Source organism: Shewanella sp. MSW, from assembly GCF_007636515.1.
GTDB classification, from domain to species: Bacteria; Pseudomonadota; Gammaproteobacteria; order Enterobacterales; family Shewanellaceae; genus Shewanella; species Shewanella indica.
The window spans coordinates 124,901-143,545 of record NZ_LVDR01000001.1; the positions used below are offsets into that span (position 1 = coordinate 124,901).

Annotated in this window: 19 protein-coding genes and 1 pseudogene; 5 read left to right on the top strand and 15 right to left on the bottom strand. The window is 54.8% G+C overall.

The features are described 5' to 3' along the window. Nucleotides 1-13: 13 nt before the first annotated feature. Genes AYI96_RS00490 through AYI96_RS00505 form a run of 4 tightly spaced genes read right to left on the bottom strand, consistent with a single transcriptional unit; the run spans nt 14 to nt 5,445 of the window. Nucleotides 14-1,906 (bottom strand): IucA/IucC family protein, encoded by a 1,893-nt coding sequence (locus AYI96_RS00490; RefSeq protein WP_144360772.1) that lies wholly within the window; start codon nt 1,904-1,906, stop codon nt 14-16. Next, complete coding sequence (locus AYI96_RS00495) at nt 1,903-2,520, bottom strand: GNAT family N-acetyltransferase (RefSeq protein WP_144360773.1); 618 nt, start codon at nt 2,518-2,520, stop codon at nt 1,903-1,905. Before AYI96_RS00495 ends, AYI96_RS00490 begins: the two co-directional genes overlap by 4 nt. Next, complete coding sequence (locus tag AYI96_RS00500; RefSeq protein ID WP_144360774.1) at nt 2,520-3,866, bottom strand: lysine N(6)-hydroxylase/L-ornithine N(5)-oxygenase family protein; 1,347 nt, start codon at nt 3,864-3,866, stop codon at nt 2,520-2,522. The genes AYI96_RS00495 and AYI96_RS00500 overlap by 1 nt, the downstream gene beginning before the upstream one ends. A gap of 10 nt (nt 3,867-3,876) precedes the next feature. After that, complete coding sequence (locus tag AYI96_RS00505; protein WP_222116193.1) at nt 3,877-5,445, bottom strand: pyridoxal phosphate-dependent decarboxylase family protein; 1,569 nt, start codon at nt 5,443-5,445, stop codon at nt 3,877-3,879. A 559-nt stretch (nt 5,446-6,004) separates the two neighbouring features. Here AYI96_RS00505 and AYI96_RS00510 point away from each other — a divergent pair. The 4 genes from AYI96_RS00510 to AYI96_RS00525 are packed head-to-tail and all read left to right on the top strand — an operon-like array spanning nt 6,005 to nt 9,873. After that, nucleotides 6,005-6,838, top strand: coding sequence for a TetR/AcrR family transcriptional regulator (locus AYI96_RS00510; RefSeq protein WP_144360775.1), 834 nt, complete (start codon nt 6,005-6,007; stop codon nt 6,836-6,838). Then, nucleotides 6,835-7,779 carry an HlyD family secretion protein gene (locus AYI96_RS00515; RefSeq protein WP_144360776.1) on the top strand — a complete coding sequence of 315 codons (945 nt, stop codon included), beginning with the start codon at nt 6,835-6,837 and terminating at the stop codon, nt 7,777-7,779. The genes AYI96_RS00510 and AYI96_RS00515 overlap by 4 nt, the downstream gene beginning before the upstream one ends. Then, entirely contained in the window at nt 7,776-8,753 is a 978-nt protein-coding gene (locus AYI96_RS00520) for an ATP-binding cassette domain-containing protein (protein WP_144360777.1), read from the top strand. Before AYI96_RS00515 ends, AYI96_RS00520 begins: the two co-directional genes overlap by 4 nt. After that, nucleotides 8,743-9,873, top strand: coding sequence for an ABC transporter permease (locus AYI96_RS00525; RefSeq protein ID WP_144360778.1), 1,131 nt, complete (start codon nt 8,743-8,745; stop codon nt 9,871-9,873). The genes AYI96_RS00520 and AYI96_RS00525 overlap by 11 nt, the downstream gene beginning before the upstream one ends. Before the next feature lie 10 nt (nt 9,874-9,883). On the opposite strand, the pseudogene AYI96_RS00530 reads toward AYI96_RS00525, so the two are convergent. From AYI96_RS00530 to AYI96_RS00585, 11 genes and pseudogenes are all read right to left on the bottom strand, one after another. Beyond that, nucleotides 9,884-10,291 (bottom strand): annotated as a pseudogene (locus tag AYI96_RS00530) (M24 family metallopeptidase); the annotation flags it as partial. A 250-nt stretch (nt 10,292-10,541) separates the two neighbouring features. Then, nucleotides 10,542-11,393: a sulfurtransferase gene (locus tag AYI96_RS00535; RefSeq protein WP_144360779.1), complete on the bottom strand. Its 852-nt coding sequence runs from the start codon at nt 11,391-11,393 to the stop codon at nt 10,542-10,544. A 149-nt stretch (nt 11,394-11,542) separates the two neighbouring features. Continuing rightward, a complete protein-coding gene (locus tag AYI96_RS00540) occupies nt 11,543-12,001 on the bottom strand; it encodes a hypothetical protein (RefSeq protein ID WP_144360780.1) in 459 nt (152 codons plus the stop codon). Between the two features lie 3 nt (nt 12,002-12,004). Beyond that, a complete protein-coding gene (locus AYI96_RS00545) occupies nt 12,005-12,781 on the bottom strand; it encodes a hypothetical protein (protein WP_144360781.1) in 777 nt (258 codons plus the stop codon). 129 nt (nt 12,782-12,910) lie between these two features. Next, a complete protein-coding gene (locus AYI96_RS00555) occupies nt 12,911-13,129 on the bottom strand; it encodes a DUF6500 family protein (protein ID WP_039032896.1) in 219 nt (72 codons plus the stop codon). A 32-nt stretch (nt 13,130-13,161) separates the two neighbouring features. Next, nucleotides 13,162-13,524 carry an MmcQ/YjbR family DNA-binding protein gene (locus AYI96_RS00560; RefSeq protein ID WP_039032897.1) on the bottom strand — a complete coding sequence of 121 codons (363 nt, stop codon included), beginning with the start codon at nt 13,522-13,524 and terminating at the stop codon, nt 13,162-13,164. Nucleotides 13,525-13,615: 91 nt separating this feature from the next. Next, the gene (locus tag AYI96_RS00565; protein WP_144360782.1) at nt 13,616-14,032 is read right to left on the bottom strand and encodes a GNAT family N-acetyltransferase; all 417 of its coding nucleotides are present in this window, start codon (nt 14,030-14,032) and stop codon (nt 13,616-13,618) included. Nucleotides 14,033-14,090: 58 nt separating this feature from the next. After that, complete coding sequence (locus AYI96_RS00570; protein ID WP_144360783.1) at nt 14,091-14,681, bottom strand: hypothetical protein; 591 nt, start codon at nt 14,679-14,681, stop codon at nt 14,091-14,093. 268 nt (nt 14,682-14,949) lie between these two features. After that, the gene (locus AYI96_RS00575; protein ID WP_039032845.1) at nt 14,950-15,459 is read right to left on the bottom strand and encodes a M48 family metallopeptidase; all 510 of its coding nucleotides are present in this window, start codon (nt 15,457-15,459) and stop codon (nt 14,950-14,952) included. A 4-nt stretch (nt 15,460-15,463) separates the two neighbouring features. Further along, the gene (locus tag AYI96_RS00580) at nt 15,464-15,901 is read right to left on the bottom strand and encodes a DUF3010 family protein (RefSeq protein ID WP_039032846.1); all 438 of its coding nucleotides are present in this window, start codon (nt 15,899-15,901) and stop codon (nt 15,464-15,466) included. 47 nt (nt 15,902-15,948) lie between these two features. Next, on the bottom strand, nt 15,949-17,304 hold the full coding sequence (locus AYI96_RS00585) for a DEAD/DEAH box helicase (RefSeq protein WP_144360785.1): 1,356 nt from the start codon (nt 17,302-17,304) through the stop codon (nt 15,949-15,951). A 231-nt stretch (nt 17,305-17,535) separates the two neighbouring features. Here AYI96_RS00585 and rssA point away from each other — a divergent pair, with 231 nt between their 5' ends. Beyond that, nucleotides 17,536-18,483, top strand: a complete 948-nt coding sequence (rssA, locus tag AYI96_RS00590) for a patatin-like phospholipase RssA (protein WP_101094831.1) — start codon at nt 17,536-17,538, stop codon at nt 18,481-18,483. Nucleotides 18,484-18,645: the final 162 nt, after the last annotated feature.

Here is an 18,645-nt window from a genome sequence, read left to right on the forward strand (position 1 = left end):
CTTCCTGGAAGGGTTATAAGGCCGGGTCTGCAAGACGCTCGGTCTGGGTTGATGTAATGCCAAAGCTGTGGCTGGCGGCAAAGGGGTGCAGCGGATTGTCGATATCGCCGGCAAAGCGCAGGTTCTTCTCCCTGTCTTCGAGATCTATCATCTGCTGGTTGTTATTGAGTTGGATCCGGTTCAGGCAGGTACGGACAAAGGTCGGCTGGAACAGATCGTAGCGGCGATACTTATCGGCAAACTGGGGGTGGGAGGCCTGATAATCACGTACCTTTCCAGCCACCAGAGCCCAGAATCCCTGTTCACTCAGGCTGGTGTGGCTATCGAGCAGCGGTGCCATAAAGCGGAAGATACAGTCGAAAATATCCAGCAGTATGTAGTTGAGTTTCATCTCCTCTTCGAGTGAGACCGCCAGTTGCGCCACTCGTCCCGGCAGCGGCGCACTGCCGTTGAGAATTGCGACTTCTTCGCCTATGTCCTTCATCAATATGGTGACAGGCACCTTGTCATCCAGCACCAGAATAAGGTTCTCGCCATGGGGCATAAACACCAGATCGTAGGCAAAGAAGGCGTGCAGCAAGGGGGTAAGGTAGAGATCCAGCAGCCGGCTCATCCAGTCGTGGGCGCTCAGGGGGGATGCTTTAATAAGCGCCGCCAGCAGGCTCTGCTGCTGATTGTCCTGGTGCAGCAGCGCCGCCAGGGTCATCAGTTGCTGGCCGGGTTTTACCAAAGGCTCGCCCTGGAAGCTCAGAGCATAAGGGCTTTCACGCCACAGTGCCGAGAGCATCTTCTTGTAGGGGGTGTCTTTCTCCAGAGCCTGCTCATAATACCTGTGGTGATAGCCTATGGCAGCGATTTCCCTGAGCAGCACAAATCTTTGCTTGGCAAAGAAAGGGTCGCTGTCGATAAGCTCGGCGACAAAGGCGTTGATCTCCGGGGTGCGGCTCATGTAGTAGGGCGATAAACCCCGCATAAAGCCCATATTGAGAATCGACAGCGCCGTCTTCACGTAACAGCGCTTGGGTTGGCTCAGGTTGAAGAAGGTGCGAATGGATTGCTGCACCTGATATTCATCACGGCCTTGTCCCAGGTGAATGAGGCGATCGCGGGCCAGATCGGCGGCGAATATGCGGCTGATCTTTTCGCGCCACTGCCATGGATGAACGGGCATCAGAAAATAATCGTCCGGGTTTTTGCCCTGTTGCCGTATTTTCTGCTCAAATCTGAGCAGCAAGGCGTCGCCCAATTCATTTTGCAGCAGTTGGCGATAGTCGAGCCCAGCTATCAGCGCCAGGCTGGTATGTTCACTGCTGACCGCCAGCCACTCGAGTTGCAGCGGTTGGCCGCTCTCCGGCGTAAAGACACGCCAGTCATCGACATCAAAACCTATGCGGCCGTTGTTGGCGACAAACACAGGGTGGCCTTCGGTCATGGCTGCTTCTATCTGCTGATAGTCGCAATCCACCAGCTCCTGCACCGGCTTTGCCTGCCAAAGGAGTTTGAAGGCCTTGCTGTAGAGGGTGCTGGTGATCTCTTCAAGATAGGTGGGCAGCAGTGTATCGCTTATGCCGAGCCTCTCCTTGAGGGCGATGATAAGCAGCATGGCGTCCGGCTGTTGCAGCTCGCCATCTTTGAAACACTCGATGGAGTCCGGCGCTATCTGCAGCTGATCCAGCTGATAACGGCGGCCGCTGAAGCGGTAGCAGAGCTGACCATCCCGGGTATCCAGCTTGAGCTGCCAACAGGCCTCTTGCTCTGCTTCTGCTGGCAACAACAGCTCTGGCGCTATTAGCTTTTCATGACTGAATTCACTGAGAATTTTCGCCAGCAGATGGCGGCTTGCCTGGTTCCAGATGGCAGGCGTCAGATGGCTGAGACGGGGCTGTTCGATAATGGATGCTGTCATTGTGTGGCTCCTGTTGCCAGTGCGGCACTGAACCCAGGCAGGGTGCAAAAACCCAGCATGGCTTGTTTGTTTTCCAGTTGAATGGCGTGGCTGTAACAGATGCCTACCGCACGGTTCAGCGGGTGTATCTTGTGGTTGTTGATATCCGGCTCTACCACCAGGCGGGCAAAGCCCAGATGCTGCAGTATCAGAGACGCCACAGCTGTGATGGCCTGGCGGCTGAAACCGCGCTGCGGCTTAGTGGGAGGAGCCAGCAGCAAATGCATGCCGCAATCGCCGTGTTGGCAGTCAAAGTGTTGGCCCACTTCATCAAAGCGGGGATCGTACAGCTCGGTATAGAGCACAGGCTCAGCGCCGCGATAGGCCATCAGGCCAAACTTATCTGCAGCGGGGGCGAGCTCAACGCGGCGCTCGGTGGGCGTCAAGGATTGCATGCCCCAGAAGGCGGCATAGTCGCGGCCGAGCCAGTCGCTCAGGGTGTCAAAGTGCTCGCTTTCCTGATAGGCGCAAAAATCAAAGTCGTTGATCTTGAGGCGCTTGCCCGGCGCAAAGCCGTATCTGGCGCTGAAGCCGGCTGTGTCGGCAGCCGGATTGATTGCTGTTTGAGAGGTCATCAGCTGGCCTCCCGCTGCAATGCGTGATTGCTGCTGTGCCGGTGTTTGGGTGCACTGGCGTCTTGCTTGGGAATACCAAAGCTCTGGAAGGCAATTTGCTGCTCTATCTCGTACGGTGCTTGGCCCAGGATCTGTCGCAATATGGTGGCGTTGCGATAGCAGCCCATTCCGAGATCCGGCGAACACAGCCCGTGGGTGTGCAGCCCCAGGTTCTGAACAAAAATTCGCCCGGCCTTGTCTATGTGATAATGACGCTGGACATCGGGATCGCCCTTTTGATCGAACAGCAGCTGCGAGTGGAGCGGCTCGAGAAAGTCCGGCAGTCGGTAGCAGTAGCCGGTGGCCAGCACCAGTGCCGAACTGGTCAGTTCGAACTCCTGTTCAAGCTCCGTATGTTTGCAACCCAGCAGCAGTTGCTGTCCGTCGCTGTGAACGCTTTGCAGTGCCGTGTTGGTCAGCAGCTGTACATCAAAGTCACAGTGCAGGCGTTTTTGGTAAAGCAGATCATAGATGCTGTTGATCAGATCGGCGTTGATCCCCTTATAGAGGCTCTTCTGTGAGCCGATAAGCTCTCGGCGCTGCACCTCGGGCAGGGCGTGGAAATAGTCGATATATTCTGGCGAGGTCATCTCCAGTGTCAGCTTGGTGTACTCAAGCGGGAAGAATCTTGGTGAGCGGGTGAGCCAGCGCAGGCGATAACCGTATTTGTCGATATCCAGCAGCAGATCTTCGAAGATCTCTGCCGCGCTCTGGCCACTGCCGACTATGGTGATGTCATTTTGGCTCTGCAGCGCCTGTTTACGGTGCAGATAGTTGGCCGAGTGCAGTACCCGCTTGTCGGCGCCGGGGCAGAAGTGGGGCATCCAGGGTTGGGTACCGGTTCCCAGCACCAGGTGGCGGGCGCGCAGGCTTAGCTCTTGGCCACTGACTCTGTCCTGTCCCTTGACCAGATAGGTGTCGGTTTCGGCATCGAAACTGACCCGGGTGACCTTGAAATTGAATTTAAGGTTACTCAGCTCGGTGCAGACCCATTGGCAGTAGCGATTATATTCCTGCCGCGGCAGGAAGAAGCTTTCGCGAATATAAAAGCTGTAGAGTCGGCCTGTCTGTTTGGCAAAGTTCAAATAGCTGTAGCGGCTGGTGGGATCGGCCATGGTCACCAGGTCCGACATAATAGGGGTCTGCAATCTGGACGATTCCAGCAACATGCCGGGATGCCAGTCGAAACCGGCGCCGGCATCGACAAACAGACACTCAAGACCGTCAAGCGGCTCGGCCAGGGCCGCCAGGCTCAGGTTAAAGGGGCCGATGCCTATACCCAGGATATCGTAAATTTTGGTTTGCATCAGTTCCTCCTCAGGCGCTGCAAAGCGCGCTGGTCTTGTAGTGACGGGCCTGCTCGCGACCGATTTTGCAGATGTCGGTCAATACGGCTTCGATATCCTCGAGACGGGTGTGAGGGTTGAGCAGGGTAAACTTGAGATATTGGCTGCCGGCCACCTTGGTTGCTGCAATCATGGCGCGGCCTTCGCGGGCCAGACGGGCGCGGATATGGCGATTGCATTCATCCAGTTCGGCGCTGCCGAGTGCCGGGTCGTTGAAGCGAAACACCAGGGTGGTCAGCGACGGGCGCTGCGCCGTCTGCAACTCGGGGAAACGGCTAAAGCTTTTATAAAGCTCGGCTGTGGTGGCAATCAGGGTGTCGAACATCTCGCCTATGGCATCCGGCCCGGCGGCTCTCAGGCTCAGCCACAGCTTGAGGGCATCAAACCTGCGGGTGGTCTGCAGGCTCTTGTTGACCAGATCCGGTACTCCGGCCTGGGCCTGGGATTCAGGGTTGAGGTAATCGGCATGGTAGGTGAGGTAACCGAGCACGCCTTTGTCCTTGACCAACAGCGCCGAGCAGCACACGGGCTGGAAGAAGGACTTATGGAAATCTAGGCTAACTGAGTCGGCCAACTCTATGCCTTCGAGGCGTTGGCGTTGGGTAGGTGACAGCAACAAGGCGCCGCCGTAGGCTGCATCCACATGCAAATAACAGCTGAACTCGCGGCAAAGGGCAGCGATGGGCGCTATGGGATCTATGGCGCCAAAGTCAGTGGTTCCAGCGGTAGCGACCACGGCGATGGGGATCAGTCCTGCCGCTTTGAGCTGCCTGAGTTTGCCCGCCAGCGCCTTGGGATCCATGCGCCGATTGGCATCACAACCGACACTCACTACCGCCTCGTGTCCCAACCCTAAAAGTGCGGCCGCTTTTTGGATGCTGAAATGGCTGAATTCAGAGCAGAGAATGCGGTAGCGGTGAGCATTGGTAGCCAGACCGGCCAGAACATTGCCTCTGTGACCCGGCTCAAGGCTGCCGGCTAACTCCCTGGCAAGCAGCAGCGCCATCAGGTTGGACTGGGTGCCGCCGGTAGTGAAGACACCGTCAGCAAACCCCTGATATCCCACGCGCTCGCAGGCCCAGTCGATAACCTTCTGTTCAATCAGAGTCCCGCCGGCGCTCTGATCCCAGGTTTCCACCGCAGTATTGATGGCTGAACTCAACAGCTCGGCCAACAAGGATGTGAGCATCACAGGGCAGTTGAGGTGGGCCAGATAATCCGGGTGTTGGAAATAGATGGCGTGGCTGAGATAGAGCTTGTCCAGTTCGGCCAGAACTTGCTTCATGTCCCCGAGGGGGCGGTTGAGATTGATATCGGAAAATGCGCTCTGCAGCTCTTCGGGGCGAATGCCACTGCTGGGGCCATCCAGCCGTTCAAGGCGGTGTTTCAGGGTATCCATGCCCAGTTGCATCAAGCGGGAGTAGTGGTGTTCGGGTGCGATACCAAAGAGTTCAGTGTGGGGAGCGAACGGCAGATGGCCGGCGGCATCATAGCTCGGGTCATTGCTCGCCTGTTCAGGCTCCATGCTGGGGTGGGTCACTTTTGCCTCCTTTGCGACTGACATGAGGTCAGTCATCAATGACAAGTCACCCAGGGATAAGGAACTACTTCGGCCTTTCCCTGGGCCATTCCTTTTTTGCTGTCATCCTTTTCTTAACGACAGCGGCGACAAATTAGCACGCACTCAAATACAAATGCAAATGATTCTCACTTGATTTGTGTAAAGATGTAACCGCCTTGATTGGACCCCTGTATCAATCACAACAAATTGCTCAGATAAAGACTGAATAGAGAGTGGCGGAACTGACTGTGGTGGGATTGCCGGCGATTGAGTCAAGAGTGACGGAGTTGGCGCAATCGGCGGCGAGGCAAAGGGTGGAGTCCAAGGAAGGTGCGCACAAGTCCTATGTGTGCTCTTTGTCGGCTTACAGACCGGAATGCAAGAATTCCCTAATACAGCGGAGCAAGCTTGCGCAAATATCCTTCGAACCGGGCCGACTAAATTCCTCAACATAGGCATGAATGAAGAATTAACTCACTGCCATATAAGCACTAAACTGAGTATATTCATCACAAGAGGAATTTTTGAGGAGCAGGGGATGAAAGCCACAGCCGGTCGTCCTAAAGGCCATTCGGGGGCCCGGGATGCTTTGATAGAAGCCGCGCGCAGTTGCTTTACCCTGAAGGGGTATGAGCGGGTTTCCACCCGAGAGTTGGCGCGCAAGGCGGGAGTGGATGCGGCGATGATCCGTTATTACTTCGGCTCCAAGGCAGGCCTGTTTGAGGCCATGGTCAGAGACACTATCGCCCCTGTACTGGAAGCCTTCAAACACTACAATAATGCCGCGCAAAGTCGTCAATCTGCCTCTGAGGGCTTTGCAAACAGCCCTGAGCCCGGCAATAACAGCCCTGAGCTTGGTAACAATAGCCCTGAGCTTGGCAATAACAGCCCTGAGCCGAGCAACAAAGGTTCTGAGCGGAGCAAGATGAGTCTTGATCCGAGCAAGAAAAGGCCTGAGCCAGGTTTTGGCGGGCCATTTGAGTTGATGCAGGTCTATTACCGCGCCATGGCTGCCAACCCGGCCTTGCCCGGGCTTATCATCCAGGTATTGAATCACAGAGAAGGCAGTGAAGCCTTCGATGCCCTTGCCAGCGTGTTCAGTGACATGCTCAGCCGCTCGAGGCTGTGGATCCGCCAGCTTGGGCAAGATCAAGGCCTTAATCCCAACCTGGACCCTACCTTGGCGCGGCTGAGTTTTGTCAGCCTGATGGTGTTTCCGCTGATCGCCCCGGCCCATCTGATGCGGGACTTCGGCGTCGAATTGAACGAAACCTGGCTCAAACAGCTGGCAGAGCACAATGCCAAAGTCCTGCATCAAGGCTTATTGCGCCAGGATATTGCCGCCAACCCGGGCAGTGAGGAACCCCAATGAACAAGATATCCCTGATACTGACAGCGACACTATTGCTGTTGCAAGCTTGTGGCGACAGCGGCGAAAGCCGCGCCATGGGCACTCTGGAGCGGGATCGTATCCAGCTTTCAGCCCCCGTTGCCGAGCAGATAGCCGATATCCATGTGGCCGAGGGTGACAAGGTCGAGGCGGGGCAGTTGTTGCTGCAATTGGACAGCCGCAGCGCGGCAGCCAGAGTGGCACAGCGCCGCGCCGAACTGGCCGAGGCCGGCGCCAGGTTCGATGAGTTGCAACAAGGTGCCAGGGTAGAAGAGCGGCGGGCGGCCAGAGCCGCCATAGAGGCGGCGACGGCAGCTGCGACCGAAGCCAGACTCAGATATCAGCGCACCCGCGAACTGTTTGTCGCCAAAGTGGTGGGGCAGGCGGAGCTGGATGCGGCCATCGCCGAGCGGGATCACACCAAGGCCTTGGTCGAGCAGGCCAATGAACAATGGTTGCAACTGGAAAACGGTACCCGCAGCGAACAACTGGCTCAGGCCGAAGCCAGAGTGGCAGCCGCAGCGGCGGCGCTCAAGGCCGAGGAGAAAGCCTTGGACGACCTCAGTCTCAGGGCGCCGCTGGCATCAGAGGTGGACATATTGCCCTGGAAGAGGGGCGATCGAGTGGCTCAGGGCACTCAACTTGTCGCGCTTTTGGCACTGGATAAACCCTATGCCAGAGTCTATCTGCCGCAAACGGCCATCAGTAAGCTTTCCCGCGGCGACAAGCTGGAGGTCTGGGTCGATGGGGTGGCGCAGCCGCTCAAAGGCACAGTCAGAAATATCCGTTCCCAACCAGCCTTTACCCCGTTTTATGCCCTCAATGAGCGCGATCGTGCCAGATTGATGTATCTGACAGATATCGATGTCGAGGGCGCCGAGTTTCTGCCCTCAGGGCTGGCGCTGGAGGTACGACTGCCATGACTCAATCAACTGATGCCGGTGCTTCTTCGGCCATTCAAGCTACCTTGTCCATTGATTCTTCCAAGGCCATTGAAGCTCACGGGCTGACCCGGCGCTTTGGTGAGTTGACCGCGGTGGATAATCTCAGTCTTGCCATCCCCCGTGGCAGTATTTACGGCTTTCTCGGCCCCAACGGTTGCGGCAAGTCCACTGCGATCCGGCTGCTTACCGGCCTGTTGTTGCCGGATGCCGGTGAGGTAACCGTATTGGGAGAGCCGCTTGCCGGTAACGAAGAGGCGCTCAAGCAACGTATAGGTTATATGACCCAGAAGTTCTCTCTCTACGATAATCTGTCTGTGCTGGAGAACCTTAGATTTGTCGCCAGTATTTATGGCCTGTTCGGCCGCCGCGGCAAGGCGCGCATTGAAGAGCTGCTGCATCTGTATAGCCTGGAGGGCAGGGAGTCTCAGTTGGCCGGCTCCATGAGTGGTGGTCAGAAGCAGCGTCTGGCACTGGCCTGCGCCACGCTGCACTCCCCCGAGCTGTTGTTTCTCGATGAACCCACCTCGGCGGTCGATCCGGAAAACCGCCGCGAGTTTTGGGAGCGGCTGTTCGATCTCTGCGCCGCCGGGACCACTATTTTGGTGTCAACTCATTACATGGACGAGGCGGAGCGCTGCCATGCATTGGCAATCCTTGAGCGTGGCGCCAAGCGGGCCGATGGCTCCCCGGCCGAATTGATGCAGCAGATGGACGCCAGCGTGGTGGAAGTGAGCGGTGAGCAGCTAAGGGCGCTCAAACAACAGTTGGTGGCCTTGCCTGAGGTTGTTTCTGCCGCTCAGGTAGGCACCCGGCTCAGGGTGTTGGTGCGGCGTGATGCCACAGATCCCATCGCCTTTCTCAGCCCCTATTGCGATGGGCGCAAGCTCGCCATGGCGCGCCCCAGTCTCGAAGATGTGTTTGTATCCTGCACCGGAGGTCGACATGTGGGCTAGGATATTGGCGATCATGCTCAAGGAGCTCAGGCAGCTGTCGCGGGATAGGATGACCTTCGGCATGATAGTGATGATCCCTCTGGTGCAGCTGCTGCTGTTCGGCTACGCCATCAATACCGATGCCAGGCATCTGCCCGCCGGCTTGGTGGATATGTCCGCCAGCAGCTACAGCCGGGCCTTGGTGCAGGCGGTAAAGGCCACCCAGGTGGTGGACTTCAAGGCAAAATACGCCTCTATCGAACAGGCCGAGGCGGCCATCACCTCGGGGGAAGTGCGCGCCGTGCTCTATTTGCCGGCGGATCTCAATGCCCGTCCGGTGAATCATCCAGCCTTCGACCGTCGTCAGAGCGACAGCCAGCTTACCCGGCCCGTGGCCCAGTGGCTGGTGGATGGCTCGGATACGGTTATCGCCGCCGCGATCCGTAGCCTGAGAAGCATGCCGCTCGATGAAGTGGCCGATTTCAGCAGCCAAAACCGGGTGCCAAGCTTTGAGGTGGTGCAGTATTTCAACCCGGAGCAGCGCACTGTGGTTAACATAGTGCCCGGCTTGCTGGCGGTGATTTTGACCATGACAATGATCATGTTCACCTCTGCCGCCATTGTCAGGGAAAGAGAGCAGGGCAATATGGAGTTTCTGATCACCACCCCGGTCAAACCCATGGAGCTGATGGTGGGGAAAATCATCCCCTATGTGCTGGTGGGGCTTATTCAGGTGAGTATTATCCTCAGCGTGGGCCACTTCCTGTTCGGTGTGCCGGTGCGCGGCGGTCTGGACAGCTTGTTGCTGGCCTCTTTGCTGTTTATCTTTGCCAGTCTGAGCCTGGGCCTGGTGATCAGCACCATTGCCAAGACCCAATTGCAGGCGATGCAGCTGACGGTATTTATCCTGCTGCCCTCTATTTTGTTGTCAGGCTTTATGTTTCCTTACGAAGCTATGCCAATTGCGGCGCAGTGGATTGCCGAAGCGCTGCCGGCGACCCACTTTATGCGTATGGTGCGCGCCATAGTCCTGCGTGAGGCCGATATCCTGATGTTGGCTAAAGATGCCTTTTGGCTGGGGGCGTTCACCCTGGGAGGCGTGTTGCTCGCTTCATTGAGGTTCCGTAAGCGTTTGGGATGAGCGCTGTGATTCAGCGCTCTTCATCTCTGAGGGGCAGCACTTCATAGCCGGTATCTGTCACCAGTATGGTGTGCTCCCACTGGGCCGAGAGTTTTTTATCCCGGGTCACTACTGTCCAGCCATCTTTCTTGGTCTTTATTTTGGCGCCGCCCTGGTTGATCATCGGCTCTATGGTAAAACACATACCGGCTCACAGTTCCAGGCGTTTGGCCAAAGACGATGCCTGTGGCATCAGGTACATCTTGCTGGAGTCGGCAATAAAACCATCTTTTTCGAGGGTAATATCCAGATTGACAATATCGCTGGCCTTCAGCAACTGCTGCTCCGACTGAACCCCGTGACACACGACTTCATTGACCGAGCTGTTGAGCACATAGGCATAGCCGTATTGGCCCTTGCTGGCCGGGCGCGCCTTAAGGAAAGGGCTTAAGGCTTTCTTTAGACAAGCATAAGCAGCCTTGGCTCTCTTTGGGAGGGGGAAGCTGATGGGCGGGACAATGTTAACAAGCCTGCTTGGGGAAGCAGGCTTGAGATTGAGGGGGAAGGTGAAGCTAGAGAAGTGTTTGCTGCTCGCCTTCAGTTGGGCTGAAAGCGAGAGATGGTTTTTAACAGCCCTGATTTTTAACCGCCCTGATATTTAACCGCTTTGGTTTATAACGGCTTTGGTCTTAACTTGTTGCCAGCGGCAGATGGGCCTTGCTGCCCCAGTCGGCCCAGGAGCCATCGTAGAGTATCAGGGCATCGAGGCGTACCTGATAGGCCGCCAGGATCAAAATACAGGCGGTGATCCCTGAGCCGCAACTGAAGATCAAAGGTTTGCCGCTGCGTCTGGCGTCCATGGCACCCAGATGCAGAAAAATCTGCTCCAGTGTCGGCTGAGGTTTCAGGCTGTCGCCCTCCAGCACTTCGGCAAACGGCAGATTCACGGCGCCGGGAATATGGCCGCTGCGCACGCCTTCTCTGGGTTCGGGACTCTGGCCGAGAAAGCGTAAACTGGCCCTGGCATCCAGTATCATGGCCTGCTTGCCTGCCAGGGTATCCAATACCTGGGGGGCGTTACAGACCTTTTCCGCTTGATATTGCCCACAGGCGTTACCGCGCTGAAACTCGGTCGCCGGCTTGTCGGCACAGGGGCGCTGCTCTTTGAGCCATTTGGGCAGACCGCCGTCGAGAACAAACACCTGCTCAAACCCCATGACCTTGAAACACCACCAGCCGCGGGGTGATGAGTAGATACCCTGGTTGTCATAGATGACGACAGTGCTGTCCTGGTCGATGCCGAGCCGCTGCACCAGCTCGGTAAACTGGGCCTGACTCGGCAGGGCGTGTAACTCGCTGGACTGCAGATCTGTGCACTCCCGCTCCAGATCCAGCCGCCGGGCACCGGCAATAAAGCAGGGCTCATCGTAGACTATCGGCTCGCGGCCTATCACCTTGTCCATGCTGGCATCCAAAATGACCAACTTGGGATCAGAAAGATGAGCGGCCAACCACTCGCTGCTTACCAGTGCAGATTGCATCTCGACTCCTTAAAGCTCGGTAATGGCACCAAGCAATGAAACTTGGCCCAAATTACTGGAGCGCTACGGATTTCTCAAGCGGTTACTTTATCAATGGCTAGGTATCTGATGGTTTTATCGCCGTTATGCCGGCATAGACGGTTATGGATTCAGTCTCTGAACTCTTCGTCATAGGCCAGGCCGCTGACATCGGCCAGTTCTTTACCCAGCTCCTGCATGGCGGCCTTGCCCTTACGTCTCAGCAACGTCACTCTCTGACCATCCTTGAGCATCAAGATCAAGTCCCAGTATCTGGGCTTGCCGAAGTGAGGGCAGAGGCAAAATCCGCTGATTTCGGCCAGTGGCACCTTGAGTTGCCCTATGGGGTAGATACTGCGAATGCTGTGCTCCAGCACACAGGTATTTTTGTCTATCAAGATTTTATGGCGACAGAACAACGCGTGCCAGCCGAGTGTTGCCCCCATGGCCCAACCGAGCAGCAATTCAGGGTTAAGCCCGAAATACACCTGTACCAGAGTCAGCGCCGCCAGCGGCAGGCCGATTAACCAGGTCCAGCGGCCAAACACCAACTCGGCCCTTTGTGAGGAATACTTGTTCCAGTGCGCCATGGCTCAGCTCCCTAAGCGTGTCATCAGCAGTCCGAGCAGGGCAAAAAGCGGCAGCGGCAGTGCCAGTTTCCACATCAGGTGTTGCTCCCAAATGGGCCGGTACTGACTGCTGGATTGGTCAGTTTGCGTCGCGGCTTTCAGAGGCTTGGTTTCGGTATGGGGGGATGTTGCGGCCTGGCTCTCGGCCTCCGGCGCCGAATCGCTTGGAGCTGTGTCAAAGGGCACGGCTTTCAACTCGGGCCAGGCAGTGACTTTTTCATAAACTTCAAGTTCATTGACTGCAAGCGGGCCGGCGCAGCCGCGCAAAAAGCTTATCAGTGCCAGTGCTTCAGCCAGATCTGTCAGGGTGTGGCGCTGTCCGAGCAGCACCAGCTGTACCCCATTGGGCGTTTGCGCCAGTGGGGTAATATGAATAGAGAGTTGACTGTAGGGCAGGGTTTTGCGGGGCTTGGCTTTTATACGCCACCAGCCGGTGTATTCTTGAATCTCAGCGCTTTTGGGGTTAAACAGCCAACGCCTTCTTACCCCCAAACAGCCAATTGCCAGGGTTAACAACAGCAAGGCCGAGATGGCATGAAATGCCTGTGATTTACCTGTCAGCACCACAGCCATTAAACTTGAGGCCGACAGGGGAACCAGCATGATAAAGCCCCAGATGGTAGCCAGGGTTTGCTGTCTGCCAATAAAGTAGGCTCGCCCATCGGCATCCAGCTTTAAGTGCCAACGAGCGCCACGGGGCAGAGCGCGATATTTTTTGTTTAACTCATCTTCCTTGGACATCAATCAGTTATCCTTTAGCTGAAGTATCAAGCGCCAGATGCAAAATAGGGAAGGGCTTACCCATGGCATCGAGTGCCGAACGGGAGATCTGTTTAAAGCTTCTATGCCGGTAGGATCCTGTCACCTAGGTTATTGCCCGGCTTGCACCATTTGCAGAATTTTGCGGGCCTTCTCAAAGTGATCCAGTTTGTGGGTCTGGATCCACCAGCTAGCGGCCTCCATGAGCAACTCGGGATCATCATTCTTGTTGGCAAAGAAGGCATAGAAGGAGACGCCAACGTTCTCGCCCTTCTGGGCGATTTTTTGCTGGCAGACATGGATAACTTTTTGTCGCAGGCTGGCACGCATCTTGATTGTTCCCTCAATCTGAAAAGTCATTTTTAGGTGTTTTGCTGTTGCAACTGGGCTTGTTGCGCCTGGGTCAGTTTACTGACAACCAGAGCGTAGGATGCCTCAATCAGGTCACGGAGCATATCCTCGCTGACCTCACCATTCAAGGTTAGCGTGAACCAATGCTGCTTATTCATGTAATAGCCGGGCACTATCGCCTCAAAGCTATCGATCAGTGCCTGTACGTCGGCAGGTTTGGCCTTGAGTGTCACCCTAGGGGGCGTTTCCTGCTCGGCCAGCAGGGCAAACATCTTACCCATGACTTTATAGACTCTGGCTTCAGGACCAAAAGGATAGTCGGCAGTGGCGTTGGGGCATTGCTGTAACAGTTTCTTGAGTTGTGTCAGTGTCATGGCGTTCTCAGTCATTTGGGGGGAGGAGCATGATAATACCGGCTTCAGTCGACGTTTTGTTGAAGGGGAAGGGCATGTCGCAGCCTCGCCTTCAGTCATTGAAGCGTTTACACATAAAATACCTGTCCGGGCTGCCGGGAATTCCACTGACCGAGCCGACAACTTCAAACCCTTGTTTGGCATAAAATGCCGGCGCCTGAAACGACAGAGTGTCGAGCTGCGCAGCCAGACACCCCCGTTTGATTGCCTCTTGCTCGCACAGAGCCATTAAGCGGCTGCCAAGACCTGAACCTCTATGCTCCTTCGCGACCCAAACCACCTCAATCAGCAACTGGCGATAGATGCTGCGGCCACTCACGCCACCAATGAGTTGCCCCTCGGAATCGCGGGCGATGGCGGCCAGGGGTTGACTGCTTTCGTTTATATAGCTGTGATTATAGGTTCTGAGTTTGTCGATAAGCTCATTTTGCAGGTCGTCATCAACTTGCTGTAAAAGGTCAATCTGCATACCGATTTCCTTGAGTTGTTATTGGTTGTTTTGGATTCAGTCTTAATTAAATCCGGGGTCAAGGCTGTTGCTCAAGGTTGAGTGTCGCGTTATCTATCAAAGTCAGATATCCCTGATCTTCGGTCAGTTTGATCAAAACCGACAAGGTAATTTCCTTCACTGGCTTGCTCATCTCATCAAGACCTGCATCAATAGAAAAGCTATATTGGGTAGGTGTCTCGGTATTTATCAATGTTTGTACTTGCTGGAAGCTGTTTATTGCCGTATCAGTGAGTGCCAATTGATAATGATTTTGTGCGGGACTGCTGCTGAAAAGGCCCTCATTTTGGGGGATAACTTGAATAGACTCCAATTTGAGTGGGAAACTATACCGGGATACTCCCTGGCTGGTATCCAGTTCCAGGGTCAGTTCAGTGGCATCAATCTTGAGTTTACCCGGTTCATCGATGAGGATCTGCGATCTGATAACTCGCGGGTTTAATTCGGCAAAATCCTGCTCATCGAAAGAACTCAGGCTGAGCATGGTGCCGAGTGGTATATTGGCACAAGCGTTAATAAAAAATATTACCCCAAGGACTGTTAAACTCCTTCTTATCATAATTATTATTCCCTTTAATACGATATTTATAATGATTTTTGATGTTGGCACCGCGTCCATCTTTTATTAGTGCGTCGCTCAGTTAGCCATAAAAATGATAGCTTGCCAAGCTTCTTTATCAGCAGATAAGCCGGTTTTATAGACATCAAAATAAATAGTTAAATTCGAAGGAATTCGAAGCAGAGTAACCCTTGCTTCGTCAATCAGTGTGACTTTCCGCTATAGGTATTTGCTTTGTCATAGCGTCACTATCACTAGCATGAACAAGGAACGACAGCTCTGGGAATTAACTGCTATTGTTTGAGGAGCAGGAGGGGATTCAAGCCGGATAAGGGTCTTGATTGGCGTCCAGAAGACTGAGGTAAAGTCTCAACTCAAATTCCAACTGATGATAGTCCGGCTCCATATAGGTGCACAGCTTGTAGAAGGCTTTGTTGTGCTCTTTTTCCTTCAGATGCGCCAGTTCATGTACCACCAATATCCGCAAGAAGGCTTCGGGTGCCCGTTTCAGCCGGGAGGAGATACGGATTTCATTCTTGGTCTTGAGTTTGTGCCCTTGCTTTCGGGCGGCGTAGGTATGCAGCCCCAGCGCCTGATGGCTGAGGCTGATTTTGTCGTCAAAACACACTTTGGCAAGCGGGTTTGATTGACGCAGATAAGTTTGCTTCAGCGCTTGGGTATAGTCCCAAAGCGCTTTATCACTGCGGATCTGGTGTAACTCAGGATGACGTTTTCGCAGGTATTCAGCCAGTTTGCCCGCTTGGCTAAGCTGCTGAACCTGTTGCTTTATCTCGTCGCTGTAGTGGGCCAGATAATCAAAACCGCTCAAGGGCTCAGACCTTCTTGTAGATCCGCATCTGCTGGAAGGCATAAGCGGCTTCAAAGGCATTCTCCTGGAACTTTTTCAGTTCCAGGCCGCTGAAGTCCACTTGTGGTGGATTGCGTTTCAGCTGCTCTTTAATGCTTTGAGGTGTCAGCATTGTTACCGGTAACTTACCCAGTTGAATGGCCGCCTCGAACTTGAAGCTGACAGAGCTGCCGGCCAGCTTACCCTTGTATTCGCGCTCAATAATCACGACGTGTTCGACCTGATAGTCTTCCATCAGCTTATTGAAGGCGAATTGGAATTCTCTAATTGCTTCCTGGCTGGCAGGGTTGCTCAAGGTAAATGAGTGACGGCGGCAATCAGGAACGTTGAATACGTCCCCCTGGGCGCTCAGTAAACAGATGACGGCTTCGCCGCCTTTTAATTCAACCGCACAAACTTTCATGGTATTCCTTGTAGTTCATCATGCCGCACCGGCGGCTAATGTTAATCTTATGATTCGGAGTTGCTTTCATTGCCGTTATTTACTGGAGCGGGTTTACGCCTCATCGGGGCATCGCCCACATCCACCCCGGTAATAAAGCGCTTGTCTCTGCCTGACTTGGCCTTGCCCGGTTTAGCCGCTGTTTTGCTGCGGCCCTTGGGTTTGCTGGCCTTGGTATTCTTGGGTTTGCTGCTCTGGCGTTTGGGATCGGCCAGGCCACTGAATTTGGGTTCGAGCCCCTCCAGGGAACTGAACTCGAAGCGGCGACCGAGAAAGCTCTGCACCTTCTTGAAGTTGAACCAGTCCTTGGGGCCCACCAGAGACAGGGCGTCGCCCTTGGCGCCGGCGCGGCCGGTACGGCCGATACGGTGGACATATTCTTCGGCAAACTTGGGCATGTCGAAGTTGACCACCAAGGAGACGTTCACCAGATCCAGACCGCGGGAGGCCACGTCGGTTGTCACCAGAATTTGCTGCTGGCCGCGGCTGAACTGATTCATTATCTGGTTACGGGCACTTTGGCGCAGTTCACCACTGAGCGCCACCGCGCTGTAGCCTTGTTGCTTGAGCTTTTCGGCTAATCTGTCGGTATCCTGGCGGGTAGCGGTGAATATGATCACCTGACGCTGTTGTTCGCGCTTTAGCAGTTCAATCAGCAGCGTCTCTTTATGATCCAGATGGTCACAGAGGAAAATCCGCTGGTGTATGTCCTGATGCTCGGCATTGGCGGCGCCAATGGCCACATGTTGCGGGTCATTGAGCAAGGTGGCGGCGATATCATTGACCTCTTCATGTTCCAAAGTGGCCGAAAACATCAGGGTTTGCCGCCGTCTATGGTTGGCGGCGTCGTTGATTGCCTTGAGTTGTGGCGCAAAGCCGAGATCCAGCATGCGGTCGGCTTCGTCAAGAATAAGCAGTTCCAGCCCTTCCAGATACAGATGGCGTTGTGACAGGTGATCGGCAATCCGCCCCGGGGTGGCGACGATAAAATGCGGATCCCGCGCCAGCGCCTTGGCCTGATCGTTGAAATTTTCCCCGCCAAGCACACTGATGGCCCGGTACTGGGTATTGGCAACCAGTAGACGCAACTGAGCGTAGACCTGGTTGGCCAGCTCACGGGTCGGCAGGAGTATCAGTACCCTGGGATCGCGCTTGCTGAGCGCCTTGGTGGAGATCACCCTTTGCATCGCCGGCAGCAAAAAGGCCAAGGTTTTCCCCGAGCCCGTCTTGGATGAGGCCATCAGGTCTTTCCCGGCCAGCGCCACGGGAATCGCTTCACGCTGAATCTCTGTGGGCTCATCGATACCCATATGTTTAAGGGTTTGCAGCAGACGCTGATCCAGCGAAAAATCGGAAAAATGCAAAGGTGAAACTCCTCAATAAAAACGACCGCATATTATAACGGCTTTTACGCTGTGGGGCATGTATTTAGTCAATAGAGTGTCGAAATGGTTGCTGACTGGTTTTAAAATGTCTTGCGTTAACCACAACAGGCTCCAGGGATAAAATCTGGAGCAGCTCCGGCTTCGGGTGTATGCTGCTTTGGCTGATTGAGCTTAGGCTGCGTGATTGGTAGAAAATATTAAGGAGAGAGGATGGCGCAGAGTCATGAACCCTGTATCGGAGTTGCTCTTGGAAGCGGCGCCGCCAAAGGATGGGCCCATATAGGTGTACTCAAAGGCTTGGCAGCAATGGGAGTACAGCCAGATAAGGTGGCTGGTTCATCCATAGGTGCCCTGGTCGGCGCGGCTTATGCCAATGAGCGTCTCGAAGAGCTGGAAGACTGGGTGCGCAGTTTTTCCAGCTGGGATGTGTTGGGGTTGATGGATATTAGTTGGGGTAAGGGTGGACTCATCAGTGGTGATAAGGTATTCAGTGCCATTCAAGATCGCATCGGTGATCTCCTGATTGAAGAACTTAAGTATCCTTTTACTGCTGTATCAACCGACCTCTACTCAGGGCAGGAGATCTGGTTCCGTCAGGGGGATTTACGCCAAGCCGTCAGAGCTTCCTGTTCCATGCCGGGGATCATGTCGCCGGTGCGTCAGGGGCATCGCTGGCTGGTGGATGGCGCTGTGGTGAATCCCATTCCTGTGTCTGTGGCCAGAGCTATGGGCGCGAGTTTGGTGATAGGCGTCGATTTGCATGGTCATAGGCGCGAGCAACTGCAAGTGTTGCCGGTGGCGCTTAATAGCGAAGAACCTTCATTGCAGAGTAAAGTGGCGGAACACTCCTCTGAGAGTGGTTTTATGGATCTGTTGGCCAAGGGCAAGGATTATATTTCCGGCCTGACCGACAAGTTCTCTCTCGGCAATAAGGCTGAACCCGGTATGTTGGCTGTGATGTCACAGTCGATGGATATTCTGGAGCAGCGCCACAAGCGCGCGCGCTTAATGGGAGATCCACCGGATATCTGTATTGTACCCAAGGTGTCGGATATAGGCACTATGGAGTTCCACCGTGCCAGTGAAGCCATTGCCGCCGGTGAGAAGGCGGTGCAGCAGGCCTCGCATCTGATTGATGCGGCGTTGGGGCGTCTCTGAAGCAGGCGCTTTTTATTAATGCTTGGTGTGGGCACATTTTCTGCGGTGTGGGCACACTTTCTGCATAGTTCAGCACATCATTAGCATCAAGGCGCTCAAAGGGCGTTTTTCTGACATTTCTCAAGCAATTTTGTCTTAAAAACAACCAATAGAACGTCGATA